21 protein-coding genes, 1 tRNA gene and 1 pseudogene are annotated in these 23,190 nt (G+C 73.4%); 14 read left to right on the top strand and 9 right to left on the bottom strand.

The window, feature by feature from the left end:
• Positions 1–730, bottom strand: a 730-nt coding sequence (locus KK617_RS05355) for a serine/threonine-protein kinase (protein WP_277498573.1), incomplete at its 3' end; no start/stop codon positions are given.
• Between the two features lie 67 nt (positions 731–797).
• Here KK617_RS05355 and KK617_RS05350 point away from each other — a divergent pair.
• Entirely contained in the window at positions 798–1,829 is a 1,032-nt protein-coding gene (locus tag KK617_RS05350; RefSeq protein WP_277498572.1) for a tetratricopeptide repeat protein, read from the top strand.
• Between the two features lie 36 nt (positions 1,830–1,865).
• Here the strand turns inward: KK617_RS05350 and KK617_RS05345 are convergent, their stop codons facing one another.
• Positions 1,866–2,768, bottom strand: a complete 903-nt coding sequence (locus KK617_RS05345; protein ID WP_277498571.1) for a LysR family transcriptional regulator — start codon at positions 2,766–2,768, stop codon at positions 1,866–1,868.
• Between the two features lie 74 nt (positions 2,769–2,842).
• Here KK617_RS05345 and KK617_RS05340 point away from each other — a divergent pair.
• Positions 2,843–3,664 (top strand): annotated as a pseudogene (locus KK617_RS05340) (EamA family transporter); the annotation flags it as partial.
• Positions 3,665–3,693: 29 nt separating this feature from the next.
• Here the strand turns inward: KK617_RS05340 and KK617_RS05335 are convergent.
• Positions 3,694–4,482, bottom strand: coding sequence for an NUDIX hydrolase (locus tag KK617_RS05335; protein ID WP_277498570.1), 789 nt, complete (start codon positions 4,480–4,482; stop codon positions 3,694–3,696).
• A gap of 44 nt (positions 4,483–4,526) precedes the next feature.
• Between KK617_RS05335 and KK617_RS05330 the strand changes: the two genes are divergently transcribed.
• Positions 4,527–5,156 (top strand): hypothetical protein, encoded by a 630-nt coding sequence (locus KK617_RS05330; protein ID WP_277498569.1) that lies wholly within the window; start codon positions 4,527–4,529, stop codon positions 5,154–5,156.
• 53 nt (positions 5,157–5,209) lie between these two features.
• Here the strand turns inward: KK617_RS05330 and glgB are convergent, their stop codons facing one another.
• Genes glgB through glgX form a run of 6 tightly spaced genes read right to left on the bottom strand, consistent with a single transcriptional unit; the run spans position 5,210 to position 15,701 of the window.
• On the bottom strand, positions 5,210–7,438 hold the full coding sequence (gene glgB, locus KK617_RS05325) for a 1,4-alpha-glucan branching protein GlgB (protein ID WP_277498568.1): 2,229 nt from the start codon (positions 7,436–7,438) through the stop codon (positions 5,210–5,212).
• Positions 7,435–8,931 carry a hypothetical protein gene (locus tag KK617_RS05320; RefSeq protein ID WP_277498567.1) on the bottom strand — a complete coding sequence of 499 codons (1,497 nt, stop codon included), beginning with the start codon at positions 8,929–8,931 and terminating at the stop codon, positions 7,435–7,437. The genes glgB and KK617_RS05320 overlap by 4 nt, the downstream gene beginning before the upstream one ends.
• Positions 8,928–10,757, bottom strand: coding sequence for a maltose alpha-D-glucosyltransferase (gene treS / locus KK617_RS05315; protein WP_277498566.1), 1,830 nt, complete (start codon positions 10,755–10,757; stop codon positions 8,928–8,930). Before treS ends, KK617_RS05320 begins: the two co-directional genes overlap by 4 nt.
• Complete coding sequence (locus tag KK617_RS05310) at positions 10,754–12,742, bottom strand: alpha-1,4-glucan--maltose-1-phosphate maltosyltransferase (RefSeq protein ID WP_277498565.1); 1,989 nt, start codon at positions 12,740–12,742, stop codon at positions 10,754–10,756. Before KK617_RS05310 ends, treS begins: the two co-directional genes overlap by 4 nt.
• 42 nt (positions 12,743–12,784) lie before the next feature.
• On the bottom strand, positions 12,785–13,498 hold the full coding sequence (locus tag KK617_RS05305) for an ion channel (protein ID WP_277498564.1): 714 nt from the start codon (positions 13,496–13,498) through the stop codon (positions 12,785–12,787).
• A 25-nt stretch (positions 13,499–13,523) separates the two neighbouring features.
• A complete protein-coding gene (glgX, locus tag KK617_RS05300; protein ID WP_277498563.1) occupies positions 13,524–15,701 on the bottom strand; it encodes a glycogen debranching protein GlgX in 2,178 nt (725 codons plus the stop codon).
• Between the two features lie 160 nt (positions 15,702–15,861).
• Between glgX and KK617_RS05295 the strand changes: the two genes are divergently transcribed.
• From KK617_RS05295 to KK617_RS05245, 11 genes are all read left to right on the top strand, one after another.
• On the top strand, positions 15,862–16,641 hold the full coding sequence (locus KK617_RS05295; protein ID WP_277498562.1) for an enoyl-CoA hydratase-related protein: 780 nt from the start codon (positions 15,862–15,864) through the stop codon (positions 16,639–16,641).
• 163 nt (positions 16,642–16,804) lie between these two features.
• A complete protein-coding gene (locus KK617_RS05290) occupies positions 16,805–17,215 on the top strand; it encodes a hypothetical protein (RefSeq protein WP_277498561.1) in 411 nt (136 codons plus the stop codon).
• 85 nt (positions 17,216–17,300) lie between these two features.
• Positions 17,301–18,101 carry an electron transfer flavoprotein subunit beta/FixA family protein gene (locus KK617_RS05285; protein ID WP_301799770.1) on the top strand — a complete coding sequence of 267 codons (801 nt, stop codon included), beginning with the start codon at positions 17,301–17,303 and terminating at the stop codon, positions 18,099–18,101.
• A gap of 16 nt (positions 18,102–18,117) precedes the next feature.
• Positions 18,118–19,071 carry an electron transfer flavoprotein subunit alpha/FixB family protein gene (locus KK617_RS05280; protein ID WP_277498559.1) on the top strand — a complete coding sequence of 318 codons (954 nt, stop codon included), beginning with the start codon at positions 18,118–18,120 and terminating at the stop codon, positions 19,069–19,071.
• Between the two features lie 182 nt (positions 19,072–19,253).
• The gene (locus KK617_RS05275; RefSeq protein WP_277498558.1) at positions 19,254–20,501 is read left to right on the top strand and encodes a glutamate-5-semialdehyde dehydrogenase; all 1,248 of its coding nucleotides are present in this window, start codon (positions 19,254–19,256) and stop codon (positions 20,499–20,501) included.
• A gap of 36 nt (positions 20,502–20,537) precedes the next feature.
• Positions 20,538–20,684, top strand: a complete 147-nt coding sequence (locus KK617_RS05270; RefSeq protein ID WP_277498557.1) for a hypothetical protein — start codon at positions 20,538–20,540, stop codon at positions 20,682–20,684.
• Between the two features lies 1 nt (position 20,685).
• Positions 20,686–21,336, top strand: coding sequence for a nicotinate-nucleotide adenylyltransferase (gene nadD / locus KK617_RS05265; protein ID WP_277498556.1), 651 nt, complete (start codon positions 20,686–20,688; stop codon positions 21,334–21,336).
• Complete coding sequence (gene rsfS / locus KK617_RS05260) at positions 21,333–21,710, top strand: ribosome silencing factor (protein ID WP_277498554.1); 378 nt, start codon at positions 21,333–21,335, stop codon at positions 21,708–21,710. Before nadD ends, rsfS begins: the two co-directional genes overlap by 4 nt.
• Positions 21,703–22,365 (top strand): histidine phosphatase family protein, encoded by a 663-nt coding sequence (locus KK617_RS05255; protein ID WP_277498553.1) that lies wholly within the window; start codon positions 21,703–21,705, stop codon positions 22,363–22,365. The genes rsfS and KK617_RS05255 overlap by 8 nt, the downstream gene beginning before the upstream one ends.
• Positions 22,366–22,453: 88 nt before the next feature.
• Positions 22,454–22,529, top strand: a tRNA-Ala gene (locus tag KK617_RS05250).
• A gap of 204 nt (positions 22,530–22,733) precedes the next feature.
• Positions 22,734–23,141, top strand: a complete 408-nt coding sequence (locus KK617_RS05245; protein ID WP_277498575.1) for a Fur family transcriptional regulator — start codon at positions 22,734–22,736, stop codon at positions 23,139–23,141.
• Positions 23,142–23,190 lie beyond the last annotated feature (49 nt).

Raw genomic sequence — 23,190 nt, 5'->3', positions numbered from 1 at the left:
TGGCGGGCCGGTCGCCGGGCTCGGTCGCCGCCGCCCGCTCGAGGAGCGCGCGCAGCGCCGTCGCCGGGCCCGGCGGCGCGGGAGCCTCCGCGAGGACGCCCTGCTCGCCGGTGGGCCGCCGGCCGGTCAGCATCTCCAGGCCCACGCGGCCCACCGCGTAGAGGTCCTGGCGGGGGTCGGGATCGGCGCCCTGCCACTGCTCGGGCGCCATGTAGCCGGGTGACCCGATGGCCATCGGACCCCGGGTGAGGCGGGGCTCGTCGACCGGCACGGCGACGCCGAAGTCGGTCAGGCGCAGGTGGGGGCGCCCGGCGCCCGTCGCCTCGAGCAGGAGGTTGGCGGGCTTCACGTCGCGGTGCACGACCCCGGCGGCGTGCACGGCCTCCAGCGCCGCCAGCAGCTGGTCGAGGAGGGTGCCGACGAAGGGGAGGGGCAGGGCGCCGCGCTCCCGCAGCAGGTCGGCCAGGGAGCCCCCGGCCACCAGGGGCATAGTGAAGAGGACGCGGTCGTCCATCCCGGCCCACGACTGCGGCGTCACCACGTGGTCGTGCGCGATGCGCACCGACTGCTCGCGCACGAAGCGCAGCAGCGAGGCGGCGTCGGACTGGCGCAGGATCTTGGCGGCCTTCACCCGGCCGTCCGCGCGGTCGAGCACGGTCCACACGGCCCCCATGCCCCCCATGCCGATCGGCTCGAGCAGCTCGTAGCGCCCCGCGAAGACCTCACCCACCCGGCCACCCTAGGGCGTGGCGGACCCGCGACCCCGCCGTGCCGCCGGATCCGCCACAATGACGGGCATGACGCAGCGACCGTTCTCCCGTCCCGGTGCCATCGACCTGTCGGTGCTGAAGCGGCCCGCCGGCGCTCCCGCCCCGGGCGGGCCGGGCGCCCCCGGAGCGCCCGGTGCCGCCGCTGCCCCCGGCGGTGGGGCCGGTGGTGCGGCTGGTGCTGCGGCCGGTGGCGGTACGGCGGGCGGCCCCGCCGGCGCGCCCTCGCCGTACGCGACGCTCGTGGACGAGCAGAGCTTCCAGGCGGTGCTCGAGGCGTCGCGCACCGCGGCCGTCCTCCTCGTCTTCTTCTCGCGCTCGCGGATGCCGGAGAGCGGCCAGCTCGCCGACGACGTGGCGGCCCTGTCGGCCGAGTTCGAGGGCCGGTTCCTCGTGGGCCTCGTCGACATCGACGCGACGCCGCAGATCGCCCAGGCCATGCAGATCCCCTCGATCCCGCTCGTGGTCGCCGTGCTGGACGGCCGGCCCATGCCCCTGTTCCAGGACGTGCTGCCGCTCGAGGAGCTGCGCGCCGCGCTCACCCAGGTCGTGCAGCAGCTCGCCGCCCAGGGCATCACGCAGCGCCACCAGCCGCTGGCCGCCGCGCCCGGCGCGGGCGCCGAGGACGAGGACGGTGGCGAGCCTGCCATCGACCCGCGCTACCTGCCCGCCCAGGAGGCCCTGGAGGCCGGCGACAACGACCGGGCGATCGCCGAGTACGAGAAGCTCCTGGCCGCGAACCCCGCCGACGCCGAGGCGGCGACCGGTCGGGCCCGCGCCCAGCTGCTGCGCCGCACCGCGACCGCCGACCTGCAGGCCGCCCGCGCCGCGGCGGCCGAGCGGGCCGACGACGTCGACGCGCAGATCCTCGTGGCCGACCTCGACGTGCTCGGCGGGCACGTCGACGACGCCTTCGCCCGTCTCGTCGAGGTCGTGCGCCGCGCCGCGGGCGACGACAAGGAGCGGGTGCGCCGACACCTCGTCGAGCTGTTCGGCGTGGTCGGCAACGCCGACCCGCGGGTCGCCCGCGCCCGCCAGCAGCTGGCCTCCGCGCTGTTCTGACCCCGGCTCCCGCTCACGCAGCGGTGCTCGGCGGCCTCAGCGCGCCGCCCACGCCGCGTCGAGCGCGGCGAGGGTCGCGGCGACGGCCGGCGACGACCCCTGGGTACGCCGGTGCAGCGCGAGCACGCTGCGCGTCGGCTCCGGGTCGCTCACCTCGAGGGTGGTGAGCCCGGGGCCGAGCGCCGCCCGGCCGAGCCGCGGGACCAGCGCGATGCCGAGCCCGGCGGCCACGAGGGCGAGGTGCGAGTCGAACTCGCGGGACTGGTGCGCGATGCGGGGCCGCGCCCCGGTGCCGTCGTGCATGCGCTCGAGCCACTCGCGGCAGATGGTGCCCGGCGGGGTCGCGATCCACGGCTCGCCGACCAGCGCGGCGGCCGTGACGGTCCCGCGGCCGGCCAGCGGGTGGTCGACCGGCAGCACGACGTCGGCGACGTCGCGCCCGACCTCGTGCGTGGCGACGTGCTCGGGCACCGCGAGCGGCACGTCGCCCCACGAGTGGGCGACGCCCACGTCCACCTGGCCCCGGGCCACGAGGTCGACGGTGTCCCACGGCTCCTCCTCGGTCAACGCCAGGACGAGGCCCGGGTGGGCGTCGAGCAGCGCCCGGGCCGCCGGCGCCACGATGCCCCGCACCGCGGTCGAGAACGCCGTGACCCGCAGCCGTCCGACCACCGCGCCCGAGCCGGCGTGCAGGTCGGCCTCGATGCGCTCCAGCTCGGCGAGCAGGGCCGCCCCGTCGGCCACGAGCTGGCGACCGGCGCGGGTGAGCACCACGCCCCGCCCGACGCGCTCCAGCAGGTCGAGGCCCGCCTGCCGCTCGAGCCGCTTGACCTGCTGGGACACCGCACTGGGGGTGTAGCCCAGGGCGTCGGCGGCCGCGACCACCGAGCCGTGGTGGTCCACGGCGCGCAGCGACGCCAGGGCGGCGAGATCGATCATGCAGCGACGCTACATGGTCGAGCCGTCGATCGTTCGCTGGTGCTTCACGGTCCTACGGCGGCAGGCTGGGGCCCGTGAGCCGCCGTGACACCCTCCTCGCCCTCGTCGTCGCCCTGGTGTGGGGCCTCAACTTCGTCGTCATCGAGTGGGGCATGGCCGGCGTGCCGCCCCTGGTGTTCCTCGCCGTGCGCTTCGTGGTGGTCGCGCTCCCCGCCGTCTTCCTCGTGCCGCGACCGGCGGCACCGTGGCGGACCGTCGCCCTCATCGGGGCGCTCATGTCGCTCGGCCAGTTCGGCCTCCTCTACGCCTCGCTGCACGCGGGGATGCCGCCCGGTCTCGCGGCCCTCGTGCTGCAGGCGCAGGTGCTGCTGACCATCGTCATCGCGGCGGGCGTGCTCGGCGAGCGGCCCGGGGTGCGGCAGCTCGGGGGCGTCCTGCTGGGGTGCGCCGGCCTGGGCGTGGTGGCGGTGGGCCGGGAGGCGACGACGCCGCTGCTCGCGCTCCTGCTGTGCCTCGGCGGCGCCCTGTCCTGGGCGCTGGGCAACGTGGCGGCCCGTGCCTCGGGGATCACCGGGGGCCTGGGCCTCACCGTGTGGTCGGGGCTCGTCGTACCGGTCCCGGCGCTCGGCCTGGCCCTCGTGCTCGACGGGCCCGGCGTCGTCGGCGCCGCGCTGACCGGGCTCGGCTGGGAGGCGGTCGTCTCCACGCTCTACACCGCGGGCCTGGCCTCGCTGGTCGGCTACGGCATCTTCAACTCGCTGCTCGGCCGGTACGCCGCCGCGCAGGTCGTGCCGTGGATCCTGCTGGTGCCGGTCGTCGCGATGGCGTCCGCGTGGGTCCTGCTGGGGGAGCGGCCCAACGGTGCGGAGGCGCTCGGGGGCCTCGTGCTGCTCGTCGGGGCCGGGATCGCGCTGGCCCCGCGGCGTCAGCGGCCGGACTCGGTGTACGCCGGCCCGTCGCCCGCGACGTTGACGAGCGCGGCTCGCACGCGGCGGGCCGTGAAGTCGGCACAGCGCTCCGCGACCTCCTCGGGGGTGCAGAAGGCCAGGCCGCGGATCTCCTTCTCCTGGCGCACGACCCGGGACACCAGTGCGTCGGCGTCGTGCACGCCGCCGTCGAACACGAGCGTCACGGCGTCGTCCCAGCCGCTCCACGGCGGCAGCCAGTCGGTCAGCAGCAGCCGGCCCGCGGGGATGTCGAGCGCCAGCTCCTCGAGCACCTCGCGCGACGTGGCCACCTGCGGCGACTCGTTGACCTCCACGACCCCGCCGGGCAGGTCCCAGTCGCGCTTGTAGGTCAGCTGGCACAGCAGCACCCGCCCGGCCGTGTCCCGCACCAGCATCTGGCCGATCGCGCGCTTGCGGGGCAGGAACGAGTTGAGCAGCGCCCGGAAGCCCTCGGGCTGGTCGGTCGGGGCGTCGGTGGCGAGGCGGGCGTAGAGCACGTGGTCCACCGGCCCCTCCGGCGACGGCAGGCCGCGCAGCACGCCCTCGCGGCGCATCCCCGACCAGGTGGCGACCCGCTGGCCCAGCGCGTCGTCGGCGCGCACCCGCGCCTCGACCCGGGCGTGGGTGGCGAGCGCCTCCTCGACCCCGGCACGGACGGTGGCGACGGCGTCGGCCCAGCCCTCGGTCACCGCCTCCGTGCCCCAGGTCACGTGGGCCACCCCGGGCGACAGCGTCGCGACGTGCACGGGTCCCCGGTCCTCACTCACGCTGTTCACCCTACCGACAGGTGCGGACCGTAGGCTCTCGCGCCGTGACCACGACGCGCCTGCTCCGCACGACCGTCCTCGCGGCGGTCCTCACCCTGTCCGCGACCGCCTGCTCCGGGGACGGGGGTGGTTCCGACGACACCGGCGACACCGGGGGCTCGGGGGAGGGCCGGCCCGACGCCCTGTCGAGTGCCACGGACAACGCCGCGTTCGAGGCGTCGGTCTGCGACGAGCCGCCCGCCGTGCTGGAGGAGCTGGTGGGCCCCTACGAGGTGCTGCCCCCGGAGCAGCTCACCCTGGGCGACCCCGACTCCGACCAGACGCAGTACGTCGCGTGCGGCTGGACCGACCAGGCCAGCGGCCTGACGTCCTTCGCCGTCGAGCTCTACCCGTCCGACCCGCCGACCGCGTTCTTCACCGAGGCGGTGCCCGGCGAGACGTGCACCGAGCTGAGCGTCGCGGGCTACGACCACGGCCACTCCTGCGTCCCGGCGGACGCGACCGCCCCGCCGCTGGCGAAGCTCGAGGTCCTCGCGGTCGACGGCGAGCAGTCGCTGCTGTGCCGCCTGCACGCGGGCTTCGACCGCACGACGACGCCGAGCGTCGACCTGGGCGAGCAGGTCGGCACGTTCACCGAGGCCTGCGAGGAGATGCTCTCCTCCGCCGGCGCCTGACGCGCCCCTGACGCGCCCCCGACGCGCCCTGAGGCGCCGGTCCCGCCGGGCCCTCAGGCCCGGCGGAACCAGACCGCGCCCAGCGGCGGCACGACGATGTCGGCGTGCGCCGGCTGGCCGAGGTGCTCGCCCTCGACGGCCTCGATCGAGCCGAGGTTGCCGACGCCGGAGCCCGTGTAGGCCTCCGCGTCGGTGTTGAGCACCTCGTCCCAGCGGCCGGCCGCGGGCAGGCCGAGGCGGTAGTCCTCGTGGGGCGTGGCGGCGAAGTTGACGACGCAGACCACGTCCGGGGCGCCGGGGGCGCGCCGTACGAAGGAGAGGGTGTTGCGGGTCGCGTCGTTGGCGTCGACCCACGCGAAGCCGGCGGGGTCGCCGTCGGCGCCGTGCAGGGCGGGGCTGTCGACGTACACCCGGTTGAGGTCGCGCACCAGCGCGTGGACCCCGCGGTGCTCGGGGTGGTCCAGCAGCCACCAGTCGAGCTCGCGGGACTCGGCCCACTCCGACTCCTGGCCGAACTCGCAGCCCATGAACAGCAGCTGCTTGCCGGGGTGCGCCCACATGTAGGCCAGGTAGGCGCGCAGGTTCGCGAGCTGACGCCAGCGGTCGCCCGGCATCTTGCGCAGCAGGGAGCCCTTGCCGTGCACGACCTCGTCGTGGCTGATCGGCAGCACGTAGTTCTCCGAGAACGCGTACACGAGCGAGAAGGTGAGCTCGCCGTGGTGGTACGCGCGGTGCACCGGGTCGTGCGCGACGTAGCCCAGCGAGTCGTGCATCCAGCCCATGTTCCACTTGAAGCCGAACCCGAGGCCGTCGACGTCGGTGGGGCGGGTGACGCCGGGCCACGACGTCGACTCCTCGGCGATCGTGACGATGCCGGGCACCCGCTTGTAGACGGTCGCGTTCATCTCCTGCAGGAAGTTGACCGCCTCGAGGTTCTCCCGGCCGCCGTGGACGTTCGGCGTCCACTCACCCTCCTCGCGGGAGTAGTCGAGGTAGAGCATCGACGCGACGCCGTCGACGCGCAGCCCGTCGGCGTGGAACTCCTCCAGCCAGAACAGCGCGTTGGCGACCAGGAAGTTGCGCACCTCCCGCCGGCCGAAGTCGAAGATGTGGCTGCCCCACTCCTTGTGCCAGCCGCGCTGGGGGTTGGGGTCCTCGTAGAGCGCGGTGCCGTCGAAGCTCACCAGCGCCCACTCGTCGGTCGCGAAGTGGCCGGGCACCCAGTCGAGGATGACGCCGATGCCGGCCTGGTGGAGCCGGTCGACGAGCCGCTTGAAGCCGTCGGGGTCGCCGAAGCGTGAGTCCGTCGCGTAGTACGACGTCACGTGGTAGCCCCACGAGCCGCCGAACGGGTGCTGCATGACCGGCATCAGCTCGACGTGGGTGAACCCGAGGTCGGCGAGGTAGGGCACCAGCTCGTCGGCCAGCTCGTCGTACGACCGGCCGCGGCGCCACGAGGCGAGGTGCAGCTCGTAGATGCTCATGGCCTCGGCGACGGGCTGCTTCGTCGCGCGCTCGGCCATCCACGCGTCGTCGCCCCACTGGTGGGCCGACTCGTGGACGACGGACGCGGTGAGCGGCGCGACCTCGGTGTGGAAGGCCAGCGGGTCGGCCTTCTCGCGCCACGTGCCGTCGGCGCCGAGCACGTCGTACTTGTAGTGCGCGCCCGCCCCGACGCCGGGCAGGAAGATCTCCCACACGCCGGAGACGCCGAGCTGGCGCATCGGCAGCTCGCGGCCGTCCCAGGAGCTGAAGTCGCCCTTGACCCGCACGCCGCGGGCGCGGGGCGCCCAGACGGCGAACGAGGTGCCGCTGACGGGGCTGTCGGCGCCGGCGTAGTGCCGCACGTGGGCGCCGAGCACGGTCCACAGCTGCTCGTGGCGGCCCTCGTTGACCAGGTGCAGGTCGGTCTCGCCGAGGGTCGGCAGGTAGCGGTACGGGTCGTCGACCAGCACCGGCTCGCCCTCGCCGTAGCGCACCTGGACCCGGTAGTCGGGCACCTCGGCGACCGGCAGGACGCCCACCCACACGCCGGAGCGCTCGTGGGTCAGCGGCGTGCGGCGGCCGCCGTGCACCACCTCGACGGAGGAGGCCAGGTGGCGCAGGACGCGCACCGTGACGCCGCCGTCGTGGGGGTGGGGGCCGAGCACCGCGTGCGGCTGGCCGTGGCGGCCGTCGACGAGCAGGTCGAGCTCGGCGGGGTCGACCGGCCTCGGCTGCGGCGAGGCGGACGGGCCGGGGGAGCCGGGAGCGGGCGTGGCGGGGGTGTCGGCGGGGGTCATCGGGCTCCGATCCTGGCGATCGCGGCCAGGGGGATGCCCACCCAGCCGGGCCGGTTGCGGGTCTCGTAGACGGTCTCGTAGACGGCCTTGTCGGCCACGTAGGCGGTGAGCAGGGCGTCCTCCTCGGGGGTCAGGTCGCGGCCGGCGTACGCCGACAGGAAGGCCCGTCGGTTGTGCGCCGCCCATTCCTCGGCCCGGTACCCACGCTGCTCGGCGATCGCCTCGTCGGGGGCCTCGAGCGTGCGGGCGACGACCCGCGGGGCGTAGTCGAAGGAGCGCAGCATGCCGGCGACGTCGCGCCACACCGTGTCGGGCACGAGCCGCTCGTGCAGCGGCTTGGCCGGCTCGCCCTCGAAGTCGACGATCTTCCAGCCGCGCGTCGTGCGCAGGGTCTGGCCCAGGTGCAGGTCGCCGTGGACCCGCTGCACGGGCACCTCGTCGAGCTCGGCGACGCGGTCGAAGCGGGCGCGCAGCCCGTCCGCGTACGGCGCGAGGTCGGCCACGACCTCGAGGGCGGCGTCGAGGCGGCGGTGCATGGAGTCGGCGAGCGCGCGCACGTCGTCGCCGCGGCGCAGCTCGACCGGGAAGTGGTCGGCGAGCACGGCGTGGGTCTCGGCGAGCGCGACGCCCAGGCGGGCGGACTCGCCGGCGAAGTCGCCGCCGACCTCGTCCGCGTGCAGGTCGGCCTCCGCGAAGAGGTTGCGCACCGACGCCTGGGCGAGGTCCCACCCGTCGCTGGCGGTGCGGAGGAACTGCTGCAGCATCGCGAGCTGGATGACGGCGTCGGAGGTCTCGTCGACCACGTCGAGCCAGCCGTACAGGGCGGCGACGTGGTCGGAGCCCGCGCGGGTGAGGACGTCGTGCACCTGCACGTCCGGGTTCACGCCCGGCGTCACCTTGCGGAAGATCTTCATGAGGGCGTCCTCGCCGAACATCACCGACGAGTTCGACTGCTCGCCGCTGAACAGGCTGCCCTTGGCCGTCACGTCGAGCTCGTGGCCCGGCAGGCGGTGGAAGACCAGGCTGCTCGAGGCGTCCACGGCGTTGTCCCGGGCGCGCTCGAAGGCGGCCAGCCAGGCACGCATCGCGACGCGGTCGTGCGCCGCGTCGTACACGTGCGCCCAGCCGTGCTCGGTGCTCTCGGGGTCGTCCGCCGCCGGCGGCAGGCCCGGCACCTCCCACCAGCCGACGAACGCGTGGTCGAGGCGTTCCTGGCGGTCGCGGTAGCAGGCCACCGGCACCTGGTAGAGCTCGGTGGCGCCCTCCCCGTCCGCCGCCGCGTCCGCCTCCGCGTCCGCCTCCGCGTCGGTGTAGGTGACCTCGACGAGCTCGATCGCGACGAAGGGGTCGTCGTCGCTCCCGGTGCCGCGCAGGTCGCCGGCGCGGCGCACGCCGCTCACGTGGAAGGGACGGCCCTTGCCGCCGAACCACCGGGCGTGCGCCAGGTGCTCGGTGAGGCGCTCGGCCGGGGTGTGCTCGCTGTTGTCGGTCACGACGGACCTCCCTGGGCGGACTGCGTGGAGGACTCGACGGCGGTGTCGGAGCCCGTGTCGTCGGCGGGGGCGGTGATGCGGAACCAGTAGAAGCCGTAGCCCCCGAGGGTCAGCAGGTAGGGCAGCTCGCCGATCGCGGGGAACGGCACGCCGCCCAGCAGCTCGACCATCCCGTGTCCCTCGAAGCGGCGCAGGTCCAGCTCGACCGGCTGCGGGAAGCGCGAGAGGTTGTTGACGCAGAGGATCACGTCCCGCTTGCCGTTCTCGTCCGTGTGCTCGCGCACGTAGGACAGCACGCTCGGGTTCGAGCCGCCGAGGTCGTGGAACGTGCCGAGCCCGAAGGCGTGGTGGCCGCGGCGCACCTGCAGCAGGCGCCGGGTCCAGTGCAGCAGCGAGGAGGAGTTCTCCAGCTGCGACTCCACGTTGACGCTCTGGTAGCCGTAGACCGGGTCCTGCACGAGCGGCAGGTAGAGCTTGCCGGGGTTGGCCACCGAGAACCCGGCGTTGCGGTCGGGCGTCCACTGCATCGGGGTGCGGACGCCGTCGCGGTCGCCGAGCCAGATGTTGTCGCCCATCCCGATCTCGTCGCCGTAGTAGAGCACCGGCGAGCCCGGCAGGGAGAGCAGCAGCGCGTTGAACAGCTCGAGGCGGTTGATGTCGTTGTCGAGCAGGGGCGCCAGCCGGCGGCGGATGCCGATGTTGGCCTTCATCCGCGGGTCCTGGGCGTACTCCGACCACATGTAGTCGCGGTCCTCGTCCGTCACCATCTCGAGCGTCAGCTCGTCGTGGTTGCGCAGGAAGATGCCCCACTGGCAGTTCGACGGGATCTCGGGGGTCTGCTCGAGGATCTCCGAGATCGGGAAGCGCGACTCGCGGCGCACCGCCATGAAGATGCGCGGCATCACCGGGAAGTGGAACGCCATGTGGCACTCGTCGCCGCCCGACTCGAAGTCGCCGAAGTACTCCACCACGTCGGCGGGCCACTGGTTGGCCTCGCACAGCAGGACGCGGCCCGGGTAGTTGTCGTCGACGAACTTGCGGACCCGCTTGAGCATCTCGTGGGTCTCGGGCAGGTTCTCGCCGTTGGTGCCCGGGCGCTCGTAGAGGTAGGGGACGGCGTCGAGGCGGAAGCCGTCCATGCCCATGTCGAGCCAGAACGCCATCGCCTCGAGCATCGCCTCCTGGACCTTCGGGTTGTCGAAGTTCAGGTCCGGCTGGTGGCTGAAGAACCGGTGCCAGAAGTACTGCTGGCGCACCGGGTCCCACGTCCAGTTGGACGGCTCGGTGTCGACGAAGATGATGCGGGCGTCCTCGTAGAGGTCGTCGTTGTCCGACCACACGTAGAAGTCGCCGTACGGGCCCTCGGGGTCGGACCGGCTCGCCTGGAACCACGGGTGCGCGTCGCTCGTGTGGTTCATGACGAAGTCGATGATCACGCGGATGCCGCGCTTGTGGGCCTCGTCGAGGAAGAGCCGGAAGTCGTCGATCGTGCCGATCTCCGGGTGCACGCCGGTGTAGTCGGCGACGTCGTACCCGCCGTCGCGCAGCGGAGAGGGGAAGAACGGCGGGATCCACAGGCAGTCGACGCCGAGCCACTGCAGGTAGTCGAGCTTCTCGACCAGGCCGCGGAAGTCGCCGGTGCCGTCCCCGTTGGAGTCGCGGAACGAGCGGACCAGCACCTCGTAGAACACCGCGGTCTTGAACCACTCCGGCTCGATCTTCGCGATCGGCTCGGCCGGCTCGACCTCGGGCGTCGGGGGCACCTCGGGCACGCCGGGCCCTCCGTCGACCAGGGGTCCGTGGGCCACGGGGTCGGTGGCGGTCATCGCAGGCTCCTGACGGTCAGCACGTGCGCAGGCTCGTGCGAGGGGTCCAGACGGACGTAGTCGTGCTCGCGCCACGTCCACGTCTCGCCGGTGAAGGCGTCGGTGACCTCGAAGGCCTCGGCCCAGTCCAGGCCCAGGGAGGGCATGTCGAGGTGGACGGTGGTCTCGCGGGTGGCGTGCGGGTCCAGGTTGATGACCACGATGACGACGTCGTCGGTGCCGTCCGGGCCCGCGCCGGGCGCCCGCTTGGAGTACACGATGACGTTCTCGTCGTCGCTGTGGTGGATCGTGATGTTGCGCAGCAGCTGCAGCGCGCGGTGGTCGCGACGCAGCTCGTTGAGCCGCGTCAGGTACGGCGTGAGCGTGCGCCCCTCGGCCTCCGCGCGGTCCCAGTCGCGGATGCGGACCTGGTACTTCTCCGAGTCCAGGTACTCCTCGCTGCCCGGCTTCACCGCGACGTGCTCGAAGAGCTCGTAGCCGGCGTACACCCCCCAGGTCGGCGAGCTGGTCGCCGCCAGCGCCGCGCGGATCTTGAAGGCCGCGGGTCCGCCGTACTGCAGGAAGGCGTGGAGGATGTCGGGGGTGTTGACGAAGAAGTTGGGCCGCATCACGTGGTCGGTCTCGGTGGAGAGCTCGCGCAGGTAGTCCTCGATCTCCCACTTCGCCGTGCGCCACGTGAAGTACGTGTACGACTGGTGGAAGCCCACGGCGCCGAGCCCGCGCATCATGGCCGGCTTGGTGAACGCCTCCGCCAGGAAGAGCACGTCGGGATCGGTGCGGCGCACCTCGGCCAGCAGCCACTCCCAGAACGCCACCGGCTTCGTGTGCGGGTTGTCGACGCGGAAGATCCGCACGCCGTGGCGCATCCAGTGCTTGACGACGCGGAGCACCTCGCGGCAGATGCCCGTCGGGTCGTTGTCGAAGTTGATCGGGTAGATGTCCTGGTACTTCTTCGGCGGGTTCTCGGCGTACGCGATCGTGCCGTCGGCGCGCGTGGTGAAGAACTCCGGGTTGGTCGTCACCCAGGGGTGGTCGGGCGCCGCCTGCAGGGCGAGGTCGAGCGCGACCTCCAGGCCCAGCTCGCGGGCCCGGGCGACGAACGCGTCGAGGTCCTCGACCGTCCCGAGGTCGGGGTGCACCGCGTCGTGGCCGCCGTGGCGCGAGCCGATGGCCCACGGCGAGCCCGGGTCGTCCGGACCGGGGGTGAGCGTGTTGTTCGGGCCCTTGCGGTTGACCTCGCCGATCGGGTGGATCGGCGGCAGGTAGATCACGTCGAACCCGGCCGCGGCGACGGCGTCGAGCCGCTGCGCGGCGGTGCGCAGCGTCCCGCTCACGACCTTGCCGTCGTCGTCGACGTACGCGCCCTCGGAGCGCGGGAAGAACTCGTACCAGCTGCCGAACAGCGCGCGGGTGCGGTCGGCGAAGAACGGGAACGGCCCCTCGAGGGTGACGAGCTCGCGCAGCGGGTGCGCGGCCAGCACGGCCCGCACCTCGGGCGCCTCGAGCTGGGAGAGGCGCTGGGTGGCGGGGGAGGAGTCGTCGGTGGTGACGGCGAGGGCGCCCTGCAGCACCTCGGTCTCCGCGGCCGTGAGCCCGCCCTCGGCCAGCACCCGCTCGAGGAGCAGCCGCCCCTCGGTGAACATCAGGTCGACGTCCACCTCGGCGGGGATCTTCACCCCCGCGGCGTGCTGCCACGTCGCGATCGGGTGCGACCACGCCTGGATCGTGAACGTCCAGGGTCCCTCGGTGTCGGGGGTGACCCACGCGGCGTACTCGTTGGGCTCGACGGGGTGGGGCTCGAGCGGGACCGGGGGCCTGCGCACGCCCGCGGGGTCGGTGAGGACCACCTCGGCGCCGAGGCGGTCGTGCCCCTCGCGGAACACGGTGGCGGTCACGGGGAAGGGTTCGCCGACGGTCGCCTTGGCCGGTTGACGGCCGAGGTCGACGACGGGCGCGACGTTCATGACGGGGATGCGTCCGACCATGGGCCCGACCCTAGGGGGTGGCGGGAAGTGCGCGCGAGCGGCTCAGAGCTCGGGGCCCCGGCCGAGCTCGCGGCGGGCCTCCCGGGCGCTGAGCAGCGCCATCACCCGGGCGATCACCAGCGCGATGTAGAGCATCCCGGCGATCTGCTCGATCATCACGACCGAGCGGGCGTGGGGCAGCACGGGCACGACGTCGGACAGGCCCGTGCTCGTCAGCGTGGTGACCGACAGGAAGAGCAGCTCGACCCAGGTGCGGTCGGCCTCGGGGTCCACCGCGGCGGTGAACGAGCCGGGCCACACGACCTGGACCGCGGCGTACAGGTAGGCGAAGCCCCACGCCACGACGGTGAAGGTGGCTCCCGTCGCCCAGATCTCGTCGGTGGTCACGTGGTCGTCGTGGAACATGTAGCGGATCAGCGCGTACGCCGTGTAGAGGTAGAACGCGGCGTGCAGCACCGAGGACGCCACGACGATGCCGTCCTCGGGGCGCACCGCCTCGAGCACGGTCAGCACCACCACCGGCACGCCCAGCACCACGGACACCCACGTCAGGGCCTGCGTGGCCCGCACCGCGAAGACCGCGAGCACGAGCACGAGCAGGCCGATGGTGCTGAACAGCCCGCGCCCCGTCGGGGAGTCGCCGAGGAACGGGTAGGCGAGGATCCCGCCCAGCTGGACGAGCATGAGGACCGCGGAGGGCCGCGCCCGCAGCCAGGCCCAGGTGCGGGAGAGCGAGGGATCGTCCGTGGTCGACACGCGACGATGCTGCCACGCCCCGCCGTCAGGTGGCGCGGATGACGACGACCGAGCGGCTGCGCACGTCGATCCCGTCGCCGGCCTTCAGCGGCGTCCCGACCCCGATCTCGTCGCTGGTGGACAGCACCACCTCGCCGGACTGCACCCAGTCGTTCTCCGGCAGCAGCACCTTCACGGACTCGTGCGCGGCGTTGAACCACAGCACGAACGACGAGTCGACCTGCTGCTCGCCCCGCGGGCCGGGGGAGCGCAGCGGGGCGCCCGAGACGAACATGCCGACCGCACGCTGCGCCCCGTCGTGCCAGTCCTCGGCCCGCATCTCGCGACCGCTGGGGTGCAGCCAGGCGAGGTCGCGCGGACCGCCGCGGATGGTGGGCCGGCCCTCGAACCAGTGCCGCTGCCGCAGCGCCGGGTGCTCGCGCCGCAGCCGCAGCGCGGTCTTGACCACGTCGTACACGTCGAGCCACGCGTCGTCGGGGCGCCAGTCGATCCACGAGGTGGGGTTGTCCTGGCAGTAGGCGTTGTTGTTGCCGCCCTGGGTGCGGCCCCGCTCGTCGCCCGCGGTGATCATCGGGACCCCGTTCGACAGGCACAGGGTCGCCATCAGGTTCGCGGCCTGGCGCCGCCGCCGGGCGAGGATCCGCTCGTCGTCGGTCTCGCCCTCCACGCCGTGGTTCCAGGAGCGGTTGCCGTCGGTGCCGTCCCGGTTGTCCTCGCCGTTGGCCTCGTTGTGCTTGCGGTCGTAGGAGACGAGGTCGCGCACCGTGAACCCGTCGTGGGCGGTGACGAAGTTGACCGAGTTGTACGCCGAGCGGCCGTCGTCGGCGTACAGGTCGCTGCTGCCGGCCAGGCGGGTGGCGACGGCGTGCAGGCCCGGGGTCTGGCCGCGCCAGAAGTCGCGGACCGTGTCGCGGTACTGGTCGTTCCACTCCACCCACGGCGGCGGCATGGCGCCGACGAGGTAGCCGTCCATCGAGGCGTCCCACGGCTCGGCGATCAGCTTCACGTGGCGCAGCACCGGGTCCTGGCCGATGGCGACGAGCAGGTCGCTCGTCATGTCGACGCGGTGGCCGGTGCGGGTCAGCGCCGACATGAGGTCGAAGCGGAACCCGTCCACGTGCATCTCGGTGACCCAGTAGCGCAGCGAGTCCAGGATCATCCGCAGGGCCAGGGGGTCCTCGCTGTTGACCGTGTTGCCGCAGCCGGTGACGTCCCAGTAGGTGTCGTCGAAGGGACCGAGGGGGCCGGGCGCCGCGTCGCTCGTGGGGGCGGAGGGCGCCACCCGCCGGTAGAAGCCGCGGTCGTCGAGGCCGCGGAAGGACAGCGTCGGGCCCATCGGCCCGGCCTCGGCGGTGTGGTTGTAGACGACGTCGAGGATGACCTCGATGCCGGCCCGGTGCAGGTCCTTGACCATCTGCTTGAACTCGGTGACCTGCTCGCCGCGGTCGCCGGACGCGCTGTAGGCGTTGTGCGGGGCGAAGTAGCCGATGGAGTTGTAGCCCCAGTAGTTCGCTGCCCCGCGCGCCGTCAGCCCCGGCTCGGAGAAGAACTGGTGCACGGGCAGGAGCTCGACGGCCGTCACCCCGAGGTCGTTCAGGTAGTCGGTCACGGCCGGCGTGCCGAGCCCGGCGTAGGTGCCGCGCAGCTCCTCGGGCACGCGGTCGTGGAGCTGGGTGAAGCCCTTGACGTGCAGCTCGTAGACGACCGTGTCGCGCCAGCGGCGCTGCATCGGCCGCTCGCCCTCCCAGTCGAAGGAGGGATCGACCACGACGCTGCGGGCCGTGCACGGCGCCGAGTCGTCGTCGTTGCGCCGCGTGGGGTCGTCGAACCGGTAGCCGAAGAGCGGCTGGCCCGGGTCGATCGTGCCGCTCACCGCCTGGCCGTAGGGGTCGAGCAGCAGCTTGGCGGGGTTGAACCGCATCCCCTGGGCGGGGTCCCACGGGCCGTCGACCCGGTAGCCGTAGCGGGTGCCGGGGGGCAGGTCGGGCAGCGCCCCGTGCCAGATGCCCAGCGAGCGCTCCGTGAGGGCGTGGCGCACCTCGGCGCCGTCCTCGTCGAAGACGCAGACCCAGCAGGCGGTCGCGTGGGGGGAGTAGACGGCGAAGTTGGTGGACTCGGGCGACCACGTCGCGCCGAGCGGCCAGTTGCGTCCCGGCCACACCGGCGCGACCTGTCCCGCATAGCTCCACAGGCCCGGACTCATGCCTCCCATCATGGGCGACGCGAGCCGCCCGCGTCCGCCGACCCGGCCGACCGGCCGGGATCCCTCGCCGTGGTCCGGGTCACGCCCGCCCGCGCCGCGCACGGCATGATGCGCGGGGCAGCACGCACACGACCGCACGCACACGACGAGGTGGGAACCGATGGGTGAGTTCGTACGACTGGAGGTGGCCGACGGCGTCGCCACGCTGCGCCTGGACCGGCCGAAGATGAACGCGATCAGCTTCGCCGTGCAGGCCGAGCTGCGCGCGGCCGCGGCCGAGGCCACCGAGCGCGCCGACGTGCGCGCCGTCGTGATCTGGGGCGGGGAGCGCGTCTTCGCCGCGGGCAACGACGTCAAGGAGATGGCCGAGGTCTCCTACGCCGAGATGGTCGAGCTGTCCCACTCGGTGCAGTCGGCCGTGACGGCCGTCGCGGCCATCCCCAAGCCCGTCGTGGCGGCGGTGAACGGCTACGCCCTGGGCGGCGGGTGCGAGCTCGCGCTCGCGGCCGACGTGCGGTTCGCCGCCGAGGACGCGGTGCTGGGCCAGCCCGAGGTGCTCCTCGGCATCATCCCCGGCGCCGGCGGGACCCAGCGCCTCGCGCGCCTCGTGGGCCCGTCGCGGGCGAAGGACATCATGTTCACGGGCCGCTTCGTGAAGGCCGACGAGGCGCTGCGCATCGGCCTCGTCGACCGGGTGGTCCCGGCCGGCGACGTGTACGACGAGGCCCTGGCGTGGGCGCGGCAGCTCGCCACCGCCGCGCCGTACGCCCTGCGGGCGGTCAAGGAGTCGGTCGACCAGGGCCTGGAGGTCGACCTCCCGACGGGACTGGCGATCGAGCGGGCTCAGTTCGCCGGCCTGTTCGCGACCGAGGACGCCCGGGTCGGTCTGCGCTCGTTCGTCGAGAACGGTCCCGGCAAGGCGCGGTTCACCGGTCGCTGACCCCCGGGGGAGGCGCGGGGGAAGGCGCGGGGGAGGCGTGGGGGAGGCGTGGGGGACGACGGCCCGTGGGACGGCGGCCCGCGCAGGTGGGACGCCGTCCGGGGTCCTGGAGACCTGTGCCACACTGACCCCCGTCCCGTAGGCGAGGTCGAGGATGGAGCCCGTGGTCGGTCCTGAGAAGCCAGCAGCTGGAGAGACGTCGACCGCGACGACCGGGTCGTCGGCGGCGGAGGGGTCGAGCGCGTCGAAGCCGCGCCGTCGGCCGTCGTTCTCCGTCGGCCGGGCGCGCACCGTGGTGGCCCAGGTGGTCTGGATCGTGTGCCTCGTCGCCGCGACCTCGCTCGCCGTCGCCGCGCTCTGCATCGCCGTCGACGCCAACCAGGGCAACGGGCTCGTGGGCCTGGTGCTCGACCTGGCCGGGTTCTTCGACCTCGGCGTCTTCACCCTGGACGACGGGATCATGGCCTTCACCGGCGACAACGCCGACACGAAGAACGCGCTGGTGAACTACGGCCTCGGTGCTGCCTTCTGGCTCGTGCTGGGACGCGTGCTCGAGCGCCTGATCCGCCCGTGACGCACGCCACGTCGCAAGCTCGTTACCTGCTAGTAGCCTCAGCTACACACCCGAGTGCACAGGAGGGGCCGCGAGGCCACACACCATGAACATCATCGTCTGTGTGAAGCACGTCCCGGACGCCACGGCGGACCGGAAGTTCGAGTCCGACAACACGGTCGACCGCGAGGGCGTCGACGGCCTGCTCTCCGAGCTGGACGAGTACGCCGTGGAGCAGGCCCTGCAGCTGCGCGAGAAGCGCGACGGTGAGGACATCACCATCACCGCGCTGACCGTCGGCCCCGCCAAGGCGGTCGACGCGGTCCGCAAGGCGCTGCAGATGGGTGCCGACAAGGGTGTCCACGTGAGCGACGACGCCATCGCCGGCTCCGACTACGTCGGCACCTCGCTGGTGCTGGCCAAGGCCGTCGAGAAGCTGGGCGCCGAGTCGAAGGTCGACCTCGTCGTCTTCGGCATGGCCTCCACCGACGGCTCCGGCGGCGTCGTGCCGGCCATGGTCGCCGAGCGCCTGGGCCTGCCCCAGGTCACGCTGGCGTCCGTCGTCGAGACGCAGGGCGACCAGGTGCGCATCAAGCGCGACGGCGACACCGCGACCGAGGTCGTCGGCGCCACGCTGCCCATCGTGCTCAGCGTGACCGACCAGTCGGGCGAGGCGCGCTACCCCTCCTTCAAGGGGATCATGGCCGCGAAGAAGAAGCCGCTCGAGACGCTCACGCTGGCCGACATCGGCGTGGAGTCCTCCGAGGTCGGCGCCGCTGCGGCGTGGACCGCGGTGGAGGACACCACCGCCCGGCCGCCGCGCACCGCCGGCGAGATCGTCACCGACGAGGACGGGTCCGGCGCCGAGGCGCTCGCCGGGTTCCTCGCCTCGAAGAAGTTCATCTGAGAAGGGGCTGCAGCTGATGTCCGAGGTTCTGGTTCTGGTCGACCACGTCGACGGTGCGGTGCGCAAGCCCACCAACGAGCTGCTCGCGATCGCGAAGAAGCTGGGCTCGCCCTCCGCGGTCTTCATCGGCAGCGCGGACGCCGCGTCCGGCGTCGTGGAGACGGTGAAGAAGTACGGCGCGGAGAAGGTCTACGTCGTCGACGACGCCGAGGTGCGGGGCTACCTGGTCGCGCCCAAGGCCGAGGTGCTCGCGCAGCTCGTGGAGAAGACGTCCCCGGCCGCGGTGCTCCTGGTGTCGGGCTCGGAGGGCAAGGAGGTGGCCGCGCGCCTGGCCATCAAGACGTCGTCGGGGATCATCACCGACGCCGTCGACGTGGCCGAGGACGGCACGGCGACCCAGTCGGTCTTCGCCGGCAACTACACGCTGACCGGCAAGGTCACCCACGGCACGCCGATCATCACGGTCAAGCCGAACTCCGCCACGCCGGAGGACGCCGCGGGCGCCGGTGAGGTCGAGCAGTTCTCCCCGACCATCTCCGACGCCGCGAAGGGCGCGCAGGTCGTGGCCTCGCAGCCGCGTCAGTCGACCGGTCGCCCCGAGCTCACCGAGGCCGCGATCGTGGTCTCCGGTGGCCGTGGCACCGGCGGCGACTTCGCCCCCGTCGAGAAGCTGGCGGACGCCCTGGGTGCGGCCGTCGGCGCGTCCCGCGCGGCCGTCGACTCCGGCTGGATCCCCCACACCTTCCAGGTGGGCCAGACGGGCAAGACGGTCTCCCCGCAGCTGTACGTCGCGAACGGCATCTCCGGCGCCATCCAGCACCGGGCCGGCATGCAGACGTCCAAGACGATCGTCGCGGTCAACAAGGACGAGGAGGCGCCGATCTTCGAGCTCGTCGACTTCGGCGTCGTGGGCGACCTGCACTCGGTCCTGCCCGCCCTGGCCGACGCGGTCGAGGCCCGCAAGAACTGAGCGTGGCGGCCTCCGCGCCGCCACCGCACGCACGGCCCGGGTCCCTCGTGGACCCGGGCCGTTCGTGCGTCCGGGCGTGCGTCCGGGCGCGCGTCCGGACCCACGCGGGCGGGGCCCCGGGGACCTTCCCGACCCGTGGGAACGGGTGCGCGGGGGCGGGGCACCCGCCGTACCCTCGGCGCATGAGCACCGAGGACGTCCACGCCGCGGCCGCGCGTGCGAAGGAGGCGGGCTACGAGCTCGCCACGGCGACGCGGGCGGTCAAGGACGCCGCGCTCGAGGCGATGGCAGCGGCGCTGGGGGCCCACGAGGCGGCGATCCTGGCGGCCAACGCCGAGGACGTGGAGCGGGCCGAGGCCGGTGGCACGCCGCCGAACATCGTCGACCGGCTGCGGCTGACCCCTGAGCGGCTCGCCGCGATGGCCGCCGGGCTGCGTGACGTGGCGGCGCTGCCCGACCCGGTGGGCGAGGTCGTGCGCGGCGGCACCCTGCCGAACGGGCTGGAGCTGCGCCAGGTGCGCGTGCCCTTCGGCGTGGTCGGGATGATCTACGAGGCCCGCCCGAACGTCACGGCCGACGCCGCCGGGATCTGCCTCAAGTCGGGCAACGCGGTGCTGCTGCGCGGCAGCTCGAGCGCCCGGTCGAGCAACGCCGCGATCGTGACCGCGCTGCGCGAGGCCGTCGTCACCGCGGGCCTGCCCGCCGACGTCGTCCAGCTCGTGCCGGGGGACACCCACGAGAGCGTCAAGGCGCTGATGCGCGCCCGCGGCCTCGTCGACGTGCTCATCCCGCGCGGCGGGGCGGGGCTCATCCGCTCGGTCGTCGAGGAGTCGACCGTGCCCGTCATCGAGACGGGCGTGGGCAACTGCCACGTGTACGTCGACGCCTCCGCCGACCTCGACAAGGCGCTCGCCATCGTGGTCAACGCGAAGACCCACCGCACCTCGGTGTGCAACGCCGCGGAGTCGGTGCTGGTGCACGCGGACGTCGCCGACGACTTCCTGCCGCTCCTCATCGACGCGCTGGCCGAGCGGGGCGTGACGGTGCACGGCGACGACCGCTTCGGCGAGTACGACGGGGTCGTCGCCGCCACCGACGACGACTGGGGCCAGGAGTACCTCTCGCTCGACATCGCGGCCGCCGTCGTCGACGACCTCGAGGGCGCGATCGCGCACGTGCGCCGCTGGTCGAGCGGGCACTCCGACGCGATCGTCACCGAGTCGCAGGCCGCCGCGCGCCGCTTCGTCGCGGCCGTCGACTCGGCCGCGGTGCTCGTCAACGCCTCCACCCGCTTCACCGACGGCGGCGAGTTCGGCTTCGGCGCGGAGATCGGCATCAGCACGCAGAAGCTGCACGCCCGGGGCCCGATGGGCCTGCCGGAGATGACGTCGACCAAGTACGTCGTCACCGGTGACGGGCACGTGCGCTGAGGTCGAGCGCCGCCCGGTAGGATCCCCGCCATGTCGATGAGCGAGTTCGCTGTCCTGGCGTCCGAGGCGGGCGGCGAGGAGCACACCATCTGGCCCTACGTCATCGGTGGCGTGGTGCTGCTGATCTTCCTGCTCCTCATGGCGGGCCTCCTCGCGTTCGCCGGCGGTCGCGAGCACAGCTGAGGTGACCACCCCCGGGCGGCGCATCGGCGTGATGGGCGGGACGTTCGACCCGATCCACCACGGGCACCTCGTCGCCGCCTCGGAGGTCCAGTCCTCCTTCGACCTCGACGAGGTCGTCTTCGTGCCCACGGGCGACCCCTGGCAGAAGTCCGCGCGCCAGGTCTCCCCGGCGGAGCACCGCTACCTCATGACCGTCGTCGCGACGGCCTCGAACCCGCGCTTCCGGGTGTCCCGGGTCGACATCGACCGCGCGGGTCCGACGTACACGGTCGACACCCTGCGCGACCTGCGGGCCCAGCTGCCCGGGGCGGAGCTGTTCTTCATCACCGGCGCCGACGCCCTCGCCAACATCTTCACGTGGCGCGACACGGGGGAGATGTTCGACCTCGCCCACTTCGTCGGCGTGACCCGCCCCGGCTACGCGATGGACCCCGCCGTGCTCGAGACCATCCCGAGCGACCGCGTGACGGTGCTCGAGATCCCCGCCCTGGCCATCTCGTCGACCGACTGCCGCGAGCGCACCGGGCGGGGCGAGCCGGTCTGGTACCTCGTGCCGGACGGCGTCGTGCAGTACATCGGCAAGCACCACCTCTACGAGAGCACCAGCTCCTCCAGCAGTCCCTCCAGCAGCCCCGTGAAAGGCCCTGCATGACCGCCACCGACCACGCCGTGGAGCTGGTGCACGCCGCCGCCCGCGCCGCCTCCGACAAGCTCGCGACCGACATCCTGGCCTTCGACGTGAGCGAGCAGCTCGCGATCACCGACGCCTTCGTGCTGGCCAGCGCGAGCAACGACCGCCAGGTCAAGGCCATCGTCGACGAGGTCGAGGACAAGCTGCGCGAGATCGGCGCCAAGCCGATCCGCCGCGAGGGCGAGCGCGACGGGCGCTGGGTGCTCATCGACTACGGCGAGATCGTCGTGCACGTGCAGCACGAGGAGGAGCGCCGCTTCTACGCCCTCGAGCGGCTCTGGCGCGACTGCCCCGTGCTGCCGCTCCCGGCGGAGGTCACCCCCGGCGGTGAGTGAGTCCCGCACCGAGCCGCCCGGCGCCGCGCGCACCCTCGTGCTGCTGCGCCACGGCGAGACCACCTGGAACGCGGCGCACCGCATCCAGGGCCAGGTCGACTCCGAGCTGAGCCCGACGGGGCTGGCCCAGGCCGCCGCGGTGGCCCCCGGGCTCGCCGCGCTGCGCCCCGTCGCCGTGTGGACCTCGGACCTGCAGCGTGCGGCGGTCACGGCGAGGCACGTCGCCGGTGCGGCGGGGCTCGAGGTCCGCACCGACCCCCGCCTGCGCGAGTTCGGGCTGGGGGAGCGCGAGGGGGTCACGCACGAGGACTACGCCGAGCGGTGGCCCCAGGAGTACGTCGACTTTGTGACCGGCCGCTGGAGCTCGGTGCCGGGCGCCGAGACGCTCCAGGAGGTCCGCGCCCGCGTCGAGGCGTGCCTGACCGAGCTGGCCGACACGCTCCCGGCCGACGGGCTGGCGGTCGCCGTCGCCCACGGGGCCGCCCTGCGGGTCGCCGTCGAGGCCCTCGTCGCGGGCACGGCGAGCGAGCCCTCGGCGTACTCGGGCATGACGAACTGCGGGTACGCCGTGCTCCGCGAGCGCCCCCTGCGCCGCTCCGGCGAGCCCCGCTGGCGGCTCGTGGCCTACAACCGGACGGCCGACGCCGGCGCCTGAGGCGCACCCCGACCCCCGATTCGCGTCCGTCCGGGGGAGGCGCTAATGTTCTCCGAGTCGATCGGCGGGTGACCGCCGCGAGACGGATGGGGCTGTGGCGCAGCTGGTAGCGCATCTGCATGGCATGCAGAGGGTCAGGGGTTCGAGTCCCCTCAGCTCCACCATCCATGAAGACCCCTCCACCGACCGCGGTGGAGGGGTCTTCTGCGTCGTGGGCGGCGGCCGCGACGTGGCGTCCCCGACACCGCCTTTTCTTGACTCCTTCAAGAAAAGGCGCCAAGGTTGTCCCCGTGACCACCGAAGCCGCCGACCTCGACGCCCCGGGCGTCCCCGGCGCCGCGGGCACGGCCGGCGTCGACCTCCCGCAGCTGCTGCGGGCCGCGACGCTGCGGGTGACCCGCCCCCGGGTCGCGGTGCTGGGCGCCGTGCACGCGCACCCGCACGCCGACACCGAGACCATCATCGGCGCGGTCCGCACCGAGCTGCCGGCCGTGTCCCACCAGGCCGTCTACGACTCCCTCCACGCCCTCACCGGCGCGGGCCTGCTGCGGCGCATCCAGCCCGCCGGCTCGGTGGCCCGCTACGAGACCCGCATCGCCGACAACCACCACCACCTGGTGTGCCGCTCCTGCGGCGCGGTCGTCGACGTCGACTGCGCGATCGGCCAGGCACCGTGCCTGACCGCCTCCGACGACCACGGCTTCGTCATCGACGAGGCCGAGGTGACCTACTGGGGCACCTGCCCCGCCTGCACGGCCGCGGCGCACGGCGCCTGACGCGCGCCGTACCCCTCCTCGCTGCTCCTGCTCCGCCCCTCATCCGCCC

It is taken from the genome of Nocardioides sp. ChNu-99 (assembly GCF_029493445.1).
GTDB lineage: Bacteria > Actinomycetota > Actinomycetes > Propionibacteriales > Nocardioidaceae > Nocardioides.
The sequence above is the reverse complement of the archived record's forward strand: the minus strand, read 5'-3'. Positions and strand labels throughout refer to the sequence as shown.